Origin of the sequence: Brevundimonas sp., from assembly GCF_030656255.1 — a bacterium.
Taxonomy (GTDB): Bacteria; Pseudomonadota; Alphaproteobacteria; order Caulobacterales; family Caulobacteraceae; genus Brevundimonas.
This window is the reverse complement of sequence record NZ_JAUSOE010000028.1, coordinates 1-12618: the sequence shown is the minus strand read 5'-3', so window position 1 is coordinate 12618 and position 12618 is coordinate 1. Positions and strand designations below refer to the sequence as shown.

Genomic DNA, 12618 nt, shown 5'->3' with positions numbered 1-12618 from the left:
CCGATTTGCGGCGATTGAAGCCGCTATTCACCGCATAAAATGCGGTGAATACGATGGCGGAAGCTTGAGCTCGGCGATGGCCGATTTCGAAGGCGCCGTCTCACCCATCATCACATCTAATGCTATTCGAGATATCCCCAAGTCATGCGGACGGTTTGCGTCAGGCCAGCTCACCCACCATGCGACCCATCAAAAGTTTTGCGCCTGACCAGAAATAATGAGAAATCGCCGGAAATCTACGGCAACGACTCTGCGAGTTAAGTTTATGTTCTGAATGACAAAAGGGAACGACGGGTAGCTGCCGTACATCTCTGGAAACCTGAAATTGCAGACTCTCTGTCCGCTGCTCGTTTCGGTTTGTGTAACGTCAGGATCTTTAGACAGCATGGTGAGCGCTCCCAGCTCTGCACCAAAAGCAAGTTTGAGTGGATCTTGGTACATCAGATCATGGCTCTCCCGAAGAAGCGAGGGGCGGCGTGTCGCGGATAGGAGGCGGCTGCGGTTGCTTGCAGTCCCGGGCGTCGTGGGCCATCCAGAGATCATGTGGAAACCGGAGCACGGCATGTCGGCCAGAAAGCCCACGATCGACGATGTCGCGCGTCTGTCGGGCGTGGGGCGGACAACGGTGTCGCGGGTCCTCAACGGCGGGCCGAACGTTCGGGAGCCCGTGCGCCGAAAGGTGTTGGAAGCGGTGGAGACCCTGGATTACCGCGTCAATCCGCAGGCGCGGTCCTTGGCGGGGGGCGGCAGCCGCGTGCTGGCTCTGGTTCTCGCGTCGGACTTGGATGCGGAGCCCAACTCCTTCTACGCCTCGGCGCTGGAACTGGGGGCGGTGCGGGAATGCCTGCAGTCGGGATTTCAGCTGTTCACGCGCCATGTGCCCCAGGACGACCCGGCTGCGGTGCAGCAGGTGATCGACATTGCGGTCAACCAGAGGTGCCAGGGGCTGATCCTGACCCCGCCGTTCTCGGACAACGCCGACCTGATCCAGCAACTGAGGGCGCGGGGCGTCCATTTGGCGGCCATCTCGCCGGGCGGCGGCGGTCGGGGCCTGGTTGATGCGGTCGGCATCGACGACGAGGCCGGCGGGCGCGACATCGCCCGGTATCTGCTGGAGCTCGGCCACCGCCACATCGCCTATCTCGGCGGAATCGCCGGGCACTTGTCGGCCGAAAGTCGGTTGGACGGCGTGAGGCGGGCGATGCAGGAGATGGGGTTGCCTGACGACGCCCTTACAGTGGAGCGCGGGGATTTCACCTTCCGTTCCGGAGGCTTGATCGCCGCGCGCATGCTGGCGCTTTCGCCCCGGCCCACGGCGCTGATCTGCGCCAACGACGACATGGCGGCGGGCGCACTGTCGGTCGCTCATGCCCGCGGTCTGCAGGTGCCCGGCGACCTGTCGATCTCCGGTTTTGACGACACGCCCGTCTCCGCCATCGTCTGGCCGCCGCTGACGACCGTACATCAACCGTTGAAGGCCATGGGCGGGGAGGCCGTTCGACTGCTGTCGGAACGCATCACGGGGAGCGCCGGCGACTGGACTTTCCGCACCTTGCCCCACGCCGTCGTCGTGCGGGAATCCGCCGGCGTCTGGCAAGTTTGAGGACGCCCTAGCTTGACGACCCCGTAAGCGGCGTCATTATGGAAGCGCTTCCAATTTGAAAGGGCGCGTATGAGACGTCCGTAGGGAGGAAAGCATGACACGACAGGATCGACTGCGGGCGAGAGCCTGCGCCCTGGTTTTGGCCACGCTGGCTGCGGCCGGATGCGCATCGGCGCCGGACGGCGGCTGGGTGACGTCGGGCGATCAGTCGCGGCTGCTCGCGCCGGAGCGGCTGGTGATGAAAGCGGAGGTCGCCGGCTCTGCGGCGCCGACGATTCTCCTCGACCCTCACGCGCCGCTGCAAACCATGGTCGGTTTCGGCGCCGCCGTTTCGGATGCGACGGCGCATCTGATCCAGACCCGAATGACGCCGTCGCAGCGTGACGCCCTGCTGCGCGATCTGTTCGGACGGGAGAACGGCGGCCTCGGCTTCGATTTCACGCGGGTGACCATCGGGGCGTCGGATTTCTCGCTGAGCCATTACAGTCTGGCGGACGCCGAAGACCCGTCGCTGGCCGGCTTCTCGACGGCGCCTATGGCGGCCGAGGTCTTTCCGACTGTGCGCCAGGCGCTGGCGATCAATCCGGACCTCAAGGTCATGGCGACGCCCTGGAGTGCGCCGGGCTGGATGAAGACGACAGGGTCGATGATCCAGGGCGAACTGAAGCCGGAATATTATTCGACCTATGCCGAGTATCTGACCCGCTATATCTCGGCGGCGGCGGCCGAGGGTGTGCCGACCGACTATATCAGCATCCAGAATGAGCCGGACTTCGAGCCTGACTCCTATCCCGGCATGCGTTGGGGCGCCGAGGGCCGGGCGAGATTCATCGGACGTGATCTAGGGCCTCGGTTGGAGCAGCTAGGGCTGCAGACGAAGATCCTCGATTGGGATCACAATTGGGATAAGCCGGAGCAGCCCCTGGGGGTGCTGAGCGACGCCACGGCACGGCCCTATGTTTCGGGGGTGGCCTGGCATTGCTATGCCGGCGACGTGGCGGCCCAGTCCCGGGTGTTCGACGCCCATCCCGACAAGGACGTCTTCTTCACTGAGTGCTCGGGCGGCGACTGGGCGCCCGGCTTCAAGGACAGCTTCGTCTGGACGATGAAGAGCCTGATCATCGGTTCGGTCGAGAACCATGCGCGCGGCGTGCTGATGTGGAACATCGCCCTGGACGAGAACCATGGCCCTCACGCCGGTGGATGCGGCGACTGCCGTGGCGTGGTCACGATCAACAGCCGCACGGGGGCGGTTCAAAAGAACCAGGAATACTACGCCTTCGGTCACGCCAGCCGGTTTGTGCGCCAGGGGGCGCGCCGCGTCGCGGTGGCCAAGCCTGCTGATCTGGAGGCGGTTGGGTTCGTCAATCCGGACGGCCGTCGGGTGCTTGTGGTTCTCAACCCCTCCGACACGGAGACCCGGTTCGAGATCGGCGAAGACCGCCGGCGCGCGGCGGTCGTTTTGCCGCCCGCAAGCGCCGCGACCTATGTCTGGAGCGGCCCTCGCTAAAGGGCGTGTTGCCAAAAACGAATAAGGCGGTATGGTGTTGGAAGCGCTTCCAATACTGCGCCAAAAAGAGGGACGTCGGGCTCAAAGGGCCCGCGCCAAGGGAAACGTGAGGGGAGATCACATGCGCAGCGCCTTTGCTGGGTTTCATTCAATTCGTCCGCGCGCGAGCGCGCTTCACCTGACGGCTTCGGCCCTGGCGCTGGCCATGGCGCTGCCGGCGGTCGCCGTCGCCCAGACGGCGCCTCAGGCCGAGGATGGCGCGACCGAGGTCGAGGAGATCGTCGTCACCGGGCTGCGACGCGGCCTGGCGGACTCCATCGCCACCAAGCGCCGGGAGACCTCGATCGTCGAGGCGGTCTCGGCCGAGGACATCGGCAAGCTGCCGGACGTGTCGATCGCCGAATCCATCGCCCGCCTGCCGGGTCTGGCGGCGCAGCGCGTCAACGGCCGGGCCCAGGTCATCTCGATCCGCGGTCTGGCGCCTGATTTTACGACCACGCTGCTGAATGGCCGCCAGCAGGCCAGCTCGGGCGACAACCGGGCGGTGGAGTTCGACCAGTATCCGTCCGAGCTGCTGTCCGGGGTCGTAATCTACAAGACGCCGGACGCCGAGGTGTCCGGCATGGGTCTGTCGGGCACCGCCGACCTGCGAACCGTGCGTCCCCTGGAGTTCGGAACGCGCGCCCTCGCCGTGAACATGCGCGGTGAAATGACGGAAGGCGACAAGTTGAACGACGACGTCCGCAACTACGGCGGCCGTTTTTCGATCAGCTATATTGATCAGTTCGCCGACGGCGCCCTGGGGCTGGCCCTGGGTTACGCCCATCTGGATTCACCGTCGCAGAACAAGCACTACAAGGCCTATGGCTACGAGGCTTTCGGCGGGGTCTGCGAGCCGAGTCTGCCAGACTCGACGTGTACGGTTGATTCCGTCCAGCCCGACAGCGCCGACAGCGCCCTGCTGGTGAATGGGCAGGAAGTATTCGCCACCTCACGCCTGAATCAGCGAGACGCTGTCATCGGCATTCTGGAATGGCGTCCGACGGCGCAGCTGCATTCGACCTTGGACGTCTATTATTCCAAGTTCGAGCAGGAGGAGACGACGCGCGGCGCCCAGTGGTACTCCAACGCCTGGGCTGACGACGCCTATTTCACGGACGTCGTGACCGAGGATCGAGGCGGCTCCCTGTTCGGTCGCAGCGGCACGATCAACAACGCCGTGCCGATCATCCGGAACGACTACAACACCCGCGAAGACGAGATTTTCTCCATCGGTCTGAACACCGAATATGAGATCAATGATCGGACGCGGTTGGTCGCGGATCTGTCCTATTCCAACAATCGCCGCCGCGAGACCATTCTGGAGACCTACGCCGGCTATGGGCAGGGCACGGGCGGCGTGACGCCTTCGACCCCGAATGTCGGCCGGACCCTGGACAGCATCGGCTTCACCGTGAACGACGACGGCTATCCGACCTATTCCGAGGGGCTGGACTATTCCGACGCCTCTCAGGTGACGCTTGGCGATCGCGCGCCGTGGGGCGGCTGGGGCCACGACGGCTCCATTCGGTTCCCCGACGTCGAGGAAACCATCAGCTCCGCCGATCTGAAGATCGAGCGCGATATGGACGGCTTCTTCAACACCTTCACCGCCGGGGTGAATTACGCCAATCGCGAGAAGTCCAAGCGGGTCGAAGACTATGACCTGTTCCTGAAGAACGGACGTCAACAGGTCTATGTGGACGCTCAGTATCTGGAGACCCCGACGTCTCTGGGCTGGGCGGGCTTCGGCGACGTCATAGCCATCGATCTGAGCCGCGCCCTGGACGTCTATTACGACCGTGCGCCCATTCTTGACGCCAACTATTTCGACAAGAACTGGGACATCGAGGAACAGGTCACCACGGCCTTCGTCAAACTGGACTTCGAAGGCGGCCGGTGGCGCGGCAATGTGGGCATGCAGGCGGTGGTCCAAAATCAGGAATCGACCGGCGTCGTCATCAACGGCACCGAGCCCGGCTCCCCCATCGAACCGATCTCGGTGACCAAGGGCGCCGACTATCTTGATATTCTGCCGAGCCTCAATCTGATCTACGACCTGGGCGGCGGCCACCGTCTTCGCTTCGCCGCCTCGCGCACCATGGCGCGGCCGCGCATGGACGAGATGCGGGCCAATGTGACGCCGAGCTTCAACTCCCTAGTCTGTACGGGGCAATCCTGTCCTCCAGGGGCGACGGTCAACCCCTGGTCCGCATCGGGCGGTAATCCGGAGCTTGAGCCCTGGCGCGCCAACGCCTTCGACCTAGCCTACGAATGGTACGTCGACTCGACCACCTATCTGTCGATCGCCGGATTCTACAAGGATCTGGAGACCTACATCTATACCCAGAACGGCACGTTCGACTTCTCGGGAATCCCGCTGCCATCGACGGCGTCGTCCATCCCGGCCGGCGTGACCATCAGCTCCATCGGCCAGATCAGTCTTCCGGCCAACGGCGACGGCGGCACGGTGCAAGGGCTGGAGGTCAGCGGCGCCCTGAACTTCGGCACCGTGTGGGAGCCGCTTGACGGTCTGGGCGTGCTGGGCAGCATCTCGTTCACGGAGTCGGATCTTAATCCGGCCCCGGATGGCCAGGAAGTCCGGATTCCGGGCCTGTCGGGTACGGTCTACAATATGACCGCCTATTACGAGCGCGGGGGTTTCCAGGCGCGGATCAGCAAGCGGTTCCGCGAAGCCTTCAAGGGCGAGGTCGTGCAGTTGTTCGCAACGCGCGGCTACACCGAAATCCTGGACGACGAACAGATCGACGCCCAGATCGGCTACACCTTCGAACAGGGGCCGCTGGAAGGCCTGGGCGTGCTGTTCCAGGTCAACAATCTGACCAACTCGCCCTACCGGACCCGCCTGGGTCTGGACAGCGGCGGCACGACCACGGCGGACGGCGGTTCGCTGCCCGAAACCTATGAAGAGTACGGCCGGCAGTTCCTGTTCGGCGTCAACTACCGGTTCTAGGGCGTCCCTCTCCGAGCCCTTAGCCTCCGGGGCGAGGCGGCCATGCCGTCTCGCCCTCTTTTTTGATCGATACCTGTAACCGAGAGACGGCCATGACCTTCCGCAAGACCAAGCTTCTCCCGCTGCTGCTGCTGGCCGGATGCGCCCTGGCGCCGATGAGCGCCGCCGCTCAGCAGGAGCGGACGGATTGGCCGACTCTGACCCCAGCTTACGCGCCAGACGCCGCGATGGAGGCGCGGATCGCCCGGATCGTCGCCGGCATGACCCTGGCGCAGAAGGTGGGGCAGATGACCCAGCCGGACGTCCGCTACATCACGCCGGCGGAGGTGACACAGTATTATATCGGCTCGGTCCTGAACGGCGGCGGCGCCTGGCCGGCCATGAACAAGCACGCGACCGTCGCTGAATGGGCCGCCCTGTCCGACCGCTATCACGACGCCGCTCTCGCCGCCGATATGGCGGTGAAGATCCCGCTGATCTGGGGCACGGACGCCGTCCATGGCCACAACAACGTCTCCGGCGCCACGCTCTTTCCGCACAACATCGGCCTGGGCGCCGCCCATGATCCCCAACTGATCGAGCGGATCGGCCGGGCCACGGCGCGTCAGGTGCGCGCCACCGGCATCACCTGGGTCTTCGCCCCGACCCTGGCGGTGGGCGAGAACCGCCGCTGGGGCCGCACCTATGAGAGCTATTCCAGCGATCCTCAGCTGGTCGCCGAATACGGCGAGGCCCTGGTGCGCGGGCTGCAAGGCGATCTGACCGGCGACGGCGACGTGGTCGCCACGGCCAAACACTATATGGGCGACGGCGGCACCTTCAACGGCCAGGACCAGGGTGAGGCCCGTGCTAGCCGCAGCGAGATGATCAATCGCCACGGCGCCGGCTATTACTCGACCATCGAGGCGGGCGTGCAGACCGTCATGGCCTCCTACAGCAGCTGGAACGACGTCGCCGCCGGTCACGACTACGGCAAGATGCACGGCAGCCGTGAAATGCTGACCGACGTGCTGAAGGACCGACTGGGCTTCGACGGTCTGGTCGTGTCCGATTGGAACGGGATCGAGCAGGTCCCCGGCTGCACCAAGGCCGAATGCGCCCAGGCGATCAACGCCGGCCTCGACATGATCATGGTCCCCGAGGACTGGAAGGCCTTCATCGGCAACACCATCGCCGACGTCGAAGCCGGGCGCATCCCGATGTCTCGCATCGACGACGCCGTGACGCGGATCCTGCGGGTCAAGATGCGCTCAGGCCTGTTCGATCATGCGCCGTCGGAAAGCCGCTATAACGGGCAGGCCGAGGCCGTGGCCGCGACCGATCTGGCCCGCGAGGCGGTGCGCAAGTCGGTCGTCCTGCTGAAGAACAACGACCGCGCCCTGCCGCTGGTCCAGGGCGAGAAGATCCTGGTCGTGGGCGACAGCGCCGACAGCCTGTCCAACCAGACCGGCGGCTGGTCCCTGACCTGGCAGGGGACCGAAAACGTCAACGGCGACTTCGCCACCGGCGCCACCCTGTTGCAGGCCCTGACGGCGCAGTTCGGCGCGGACAACATCGTCTATTCCAGAGACGCCGTCGGCGTGGACGTGACCCGGTTCGCCAAGGTCGTGGTCGTCCTGGGGGAGACCCCCTATGCCGAATATCATGGCGACGTCCGCTTCCCCGCGCCGGTCCAGTACAGCCATCGCCGCCCGAACGACCTGGCGCTTCTGCACGCGGTCTCGGGCAAGGGCGTGCCGGTGGTGTCCGTCCTCTATTCGGGCCGTCCCGCCTACGCCAACGACTTGATCAATCTTTCGGACGCCTTCGTCGCGGCCTTCCTGCCCGGCACCGAGGGGGCGGGCCTGGCCGATGTCCTATCGGGCGGTCGTTATGACTTCGCCGGACGCCTGTCCTTCGCCTGGCCGGGTTCGGCCTGCAGCACGGGCGAGCATACCGGCGACCTGGTGCAGTTCGCACGGGGCTTCGGCCTCAGTTACGCCCGGCCCGCCACGACGGGAGAACTACCCTTGCCGACCACGCCCGGCGCCTGCGACGCTATCGACTGACGGTTCTTGGGGGCGGATGTGCGGCAGCTGAAGACAATCCTGATCGTCGGCGGAGGCTCGGCCGGCTGGATGGCCGCCGCCCTGTTCTCCAAACTGTTCAAGGGTCTGTACGAGATCACCCTGATCGAGTCCGAGACCATCGGCACGATCGGGGTGGGCGAGGCGACGATCCCGGCGATCAAGACGTTCAACGACTTGATCGGTCTGGACGAAAACGACTTCATGCGCCGCACCCAGGCCAGCTTCAAACTGGGCATCCAGTTCGTCGACTGGGACCGGATCGGATCAAGCTATATCCACGGCTTCGGCGTGATCGGCCGGGACCTGGAATGGCTACGCTGCCATCAGTACTGGCTGAAGATGCGGGCGGCGGGGAAGGCGTCCGACCTCGCCGCCTATTCGATCAATACGGCGGCGGCCCTGCAGAACCGCTTCATGCGCGCCGACCCGAAACGGCCGACCTCGCCGCTGGGCCATATCGCCCACGCCTTCCATTTCGACGCCGGCCTCTACGCCAAATATCTGCGCGGTTTGGCCGAGGCGGCGGGCGTGCGACGCCGCGAGGGCAAGGTCCTCTCGGTTCAACTCAGACCCGAGGACGGGTTCGTGGACTCCGTCACGCTGGAGGACGGCGAAGTCATGGGGGCCGACCTGTTCATTGACTGTTCGGGCTTCCGCAGCCTGATCATCGAACAGGCGATGAAGACGGGGTACGAGGACTGGTCGCACTGGCTGCCGTGCGATCGGGCCATGGCCGTGCCCTGCGCGCGGACCGAACCCTTTACGCCCTACACCCGCTCCACGGCGCGGCCGGCAGGCTGGCAGTGGCGTATTCCGCTTCAGCACCGCACGGGCAACGGGCACGTCTATTCCAGCCGCCATATGGACGATGGGGAGGCCGAGCGGATCCTGTTGTCGAACCTGGACGGCGCCCAGATGGCCGAACCGAACCGCATCCGGTTCGTCGCCGGCAAGCGTCGCCAGATCTGGAACCGCAACTGCGTGGCGGCGGGCCTGGCCTCGGGCTTTCTCGAGCCGTTGGAATCGACCAGCCTGCACCTGATCCAGTCGGTCTTGATCCGATTGGTGCGCATGATGCCGGACGCCGGTTTCGATCCGGCCACCATCGCCGAATACAACCGCCAGACCGATTTCGAATACGAGCGGATCCGCGACTTCATCATCCTCCACTACAAGGCGACGGAACGCGAAGACACGCCGTTCTGGCGCTATTGCCGCAACATGGACGTGCCGCCGACGCTGGAGCGGAAGATGGACCTGTTCCGCGCCAACGGCCGGATTTTCCGTGAGGACGACGAACTGTTCGCAGAGGAAAGCTGGATCCAGGTGCTGCTGGGGCAGGGGATCATCCCGGCCGGCTATGATCCGCTCGTCGATGTGACGCCGGAGGCGGACATCGAGCGGTTCCTGGGCGATGTGGAGACGGTCATCGACAGGTGCGTCGCCGTGATGCCGTCCCATGCCGACTATGTCGCCAAGGTGTGTTCGGCGACGTGAAGAGCTCGCTCTCGTTGTCTCGCTGCTGGGAATACGGGCTGGGCTGATCCTTGAGAACGGGTTCGGCGCCAGAGCAGAGCGTCTCAAGAGATGACCGTTTTTGCGGCGAACGACCGGCCCACGCAGTCAGGACAGTCGTACCCGGCTCCCTGCAACCGAGCAGCCTACAGCCGGTCGTGGGCGTCAAAGATGTTCATTCTTTCATGAATGATCGTTGACGAAGCCGGCCTTCGGTGAAACACCTTTGTTTATGGCGACGGAGATCGCCCGGGAAACACCAGCGAGAAGGAGGCCTGTCATGGGTCGCGGTATTTGGATTTCGAGCTCCGTCCTTGCACTGATCTGGTGCGGGGCGGCGCAGGCGCAGCAGGCGGTTCCGGAGCCGGACACGAGCGCGGCGCTGGAGGAGGTTGTGGTCACGGCCGAGCGCCGCACCAGCAACCTGCAGCAAACGCCGATCGCGGCGGCGGTCTTCAGTGGCGAGCAACTGCAGAACAAGGGTGTCACCAACATCGAATCCCTGCAGTTCGCCGCACCGTCGGTGACTATCCAGAACTCGGGCATGGGCAACAGCTTCAACATCCGCGGGATCGGCAAGACCGAGAACTCCTCGAGCATCGGCGTGGGGGTCATCACCTACCGCGACGGCGTCGCGGTCTTTCCGGCCTATCTGCAGAACGAGCCTCTCTATGACATCGCAAGTCTGGAGCTGCTCCGCGGTCCCCAGGGGACGTTCGCTGGCCAGAACGCCACCGGCGGAGCGGTCTTCATCACTCAGAAGAACCCAGACCTGTCGGGCGTCGGCGGCTATTTCACCGGCCAGTTCGGCAACTATGAACATGTCCGCCTGCAAGGCGCATTGAATGTGCCGATCGCCGACACCCTCGCCGTGAGGCTGGCCTTCAATACGGACCAGCGCGACAGCTTCTATAATGTCGTCGAGGGCGCGCCGACCGAAGGCGATCCGGGCGCCGTGGACAGTCAGAGCTACCGCATCAGCGTGTTGTGGGAGCCGACCGACGCCCTGCGCGTCCTGTTCAAGACCGACTACAGCACATTGGATCTTGGGGGCTATCCCACCACCCCCGTCGGCTCGACGGACGGTCTGTTCGACATCCGCACCAACGGGCCGTTCGCAGCCCAGGACGAGATGCTCCGGTCCGTTCTGAACATCAGCTATACGTTCGACAATGGCATGATCCTGCGGTCGATCTCGGGCTATCAGGACGGAAGTTCGCTGGTCGATTCCGATACGGATGGGACCGCGACCCTGCCGTTCACCTCCCACATCGACGTGAGCCAGAGGCTCTGGTCACAGGAGTTCAACCTGATCTCGCCCGACACCGGCCCGCTGCGCTGGATTGTCGGGGCCTATTATCAGGATGATCTGATCACCTTCCCCGAGGGGGGGTACATCACCACCCAGTATCTCTCGTCGACCTTGCCCCTCCTGGTTGCGACCACGCTTGAGGGACGCAATCCGAAGACAACCGCGGCCGTCTTCGGCCAGGTGAGCTATGACCTCACCGACCGGTTGGAGCTTCAGATGGGCGCGCGCTTCTCTCGCTCGACGGTCGAGAACGACGCCATCAGTGCGATCCCGGCTCTGGGGCTTTCGATCACCCAGGACGACCGGGTCGTGGATGAGAAGGTCACCGGCAAGGTCGCGCTGAACTGGACGCTGGATGAGGACAACTTCCTCTATGGCTTCGTGGCGACCGGCTACAAGGCCGGCGGGCTGAACGGCCCGAACATCCTGGGCGTCACCCCGGGAGCCTTCGAGGGTGAGGAGGTCGTCGATTTCGAGGCGGGCTGGAAGGCCACCATGCTGGACGGGCGCCTGCGGACCCAAATCGGCGGCTACTACAACATCTACGAGAATTTCCAGGTCGTCATCGGCGACCCGACCACCCCGACCATCACCACCATTTCCAATGTCACCGGCGAGACGAAAATCTACGGTCTGGAAGCCTCGGCCCAGGGGCGTTTCGGAGCGCTCGGGCTTGATGCAGGATTGTCGCTGTCGCACTCGGAGCTGGGGGACTTCTTCGCCATTGACCAACGGGGCTCCCTGACCGGCGGGTGCGACCCGGACACCGGTCCGGCCTCGACCAACTGCGTCAATGTCGGCGGCAATGCCCAGACCTATGCGCCGGAGATGACGGTCAATCTGGGCCTCGAATACGACTTCGCCGTCGCCGGCGGCCTGCTGACCCCTCGCGTCGACTACAGCCACATCTCCGAGACCTTCGGCACCATCTTCGCCAACGAGGCCCGGGGCGACCGGCTGGAGCCCCGCAACATCGTCAACGCCCAGCTGACGTTCGAACCCTCGGGGGGCGCCTGGAGGCTGCAGGCTTACGGGACCAATGTCTTCGACGAGGAATACATCGGAGCCGTGAAGAGCGGACAACGCTACGCGGGACCGCCGCGCCAGTATGGCGTCCGCATCACCCGCAACTTCTAGACGCCTGGGCGGGAGCGGCCTTCGGGGCGCTCCCGCCACTCAGCCAACCGTGCCGGTACCGGGTAGATCAGAGATGACCACATCGTCCATGGAGGCGGCCGCCCCGGTCGTGTCTCAGCCCTCGGGCGGCAGGTTTCGCAAGACCGGCTGGAGCGTCATCTGGCTGCTGACCCTGACCACCTTTTCGGCCCTGACCGTCGGCGGGCTCCTGGCTCCCCTACAGGAGGCCGCCAAGGCTGAGCTCGGGCTCACGGACCTTCAACTCGGCATGATCATCGGCACGGCGACGGCGGTGCCGGTCGCCGTCCTGTCCCTGCCGATCGCCTGGATGGTGGATCATGGAACGCGCACCCGGCTTCTGATCGGGCTCTCCGTGCTCTGGGCGGCCGGGACCATCGGCACCGCCTTCGTGCAGGACTTCTACAGCCTGTTCGCCGCCCGGCTGGTCGCCGGCATCGG

The 12618-nt window shown here is 64.7% G+C and carries 7 protein-coding genes; all 7 read left to right on the top strand.

The annotated features are described in order from the left end of the window. The first annotated feature begins 562 nt into the window (after window positions 1-562). Window positions 563-1603: a LacI family DNA-binding transcriptional regulator gene (locus Q7J26_RS02810; RefSeq protein WP_304934998.1), complete on the top strand. Its 1041-nt coding sequence runs from the start codon at window positions 563-565 to the stop codon at window positions 1601-1603. 94 nt (window positions 1604-1697) lie between these two features. Next, window positions 1698-3113 carry a glycoside hydrolase family 30 beta sandwich domain-containing protein gene (locus tag Q7J26_RS02805; RefSeq protein ID WP_304934997.1) on the top strand — a complete coding sequence of 472 codons (1416 nt, stop codon included), beginning with the start codon at window positions 1698-1700 and terminating at the stop codon, window positions 3111-3113. 121 nt (window positions 3114-3234) lie between these two features. After that, the gene (locus Q7J26_RS02800; protein WP_304934996.1) at window positions 3235-6126 is read left to right on the top strand and encodes a TonB-dependent receptor; all 2892 of its coding nucleotides are present in this window, start codon (window positions 3235-3237) and stop codon (window positions 6124-6126) included. 92 nt (window positions 6127-6218) lie between these two features. Continuing rightward, window positions 6219-8174, top strand: a complete 1956-nt coding sequence (locus tag Q7J26_RS02795) for a glycoside hydrolase family 3 protein (RefSeq protein ID WP_304934995.1) — start codon at window positions 6219-6221, stop codon at window positions 8172-8174. A gap of 18 nt (window positions 8175-8192) precedes the next feature. Next, window positions 8193-9692 carry a tryptophan halogenase family protein gene (locus Q7J26_RS02790; protein ID WP_304934994.1) on the top strand — a complete coding sequence of 500 codons (1500 nt, stop codon included), beginning with the start codon at window positions 8193-8195 and terminating at the stop codon, window positions 9690-9692. 298 nt (window positions 9693-9990) lie between these two features. Further along, window positions 9991-12159: a TonB-dependent receptor gene (locus tag Q7J26_RS02785; RefSeq protein ID WP_304934993.1), complete on the top strand. Its 2169-nt coding sequence runs from the start codon at window positions 9991-9993 to the stop codon at window positions 12157-12159. Between the two features lie 73 nt (window positions 12160-12232). Beyond that, the coding region (locus tag Q7J26_RS02780) for an MFS transporter (RefSeq protein ID WP_370651900.1) at window positions 12233-12618 on the top strand (386 nt) is incomplete at its 3' end.

Bases quoted from the DNA above. Each gene is read 5' to 3' on its own strand.
- Q7J26_RS02810 (WP_304934998.1), top strand. From the start codon at position 563: ATGTCGGCCAGAAAGCCCACGATCGACGATGTCGCGCGTCTGTCGGGC.
- Q7J26_RS02800 (WP_304934996.1), top strand. From the start codon at position 3,235: ATGCGCAGCGCCTTTGCTGGGTTTCATTCAATTCGTCCGCGCGCGAGC.
- Q7J26_RS02795 (WP_304934995.1), top strand. From the start codon at position 6,219: ATGACCTTCCGCAAGACCAAGCTTCTCCCGCTGCTGCTGCTGGCCGGA.
- Q7J26_RS02785 (WP_304934993.1), top strand. From the start codon at position 9,991: ATGGGTCGCGGTATTTGGATTTCGAGCTCCGTCCTTGCACTGATCTGG.
- Q7J26_RS02805 (WP_304934997.1), top strand. From the start codon at position 1,698: ATGACACGACAGGATCGACTGCGGGCGAGAGCCTGCGCCCTGGTTTTG.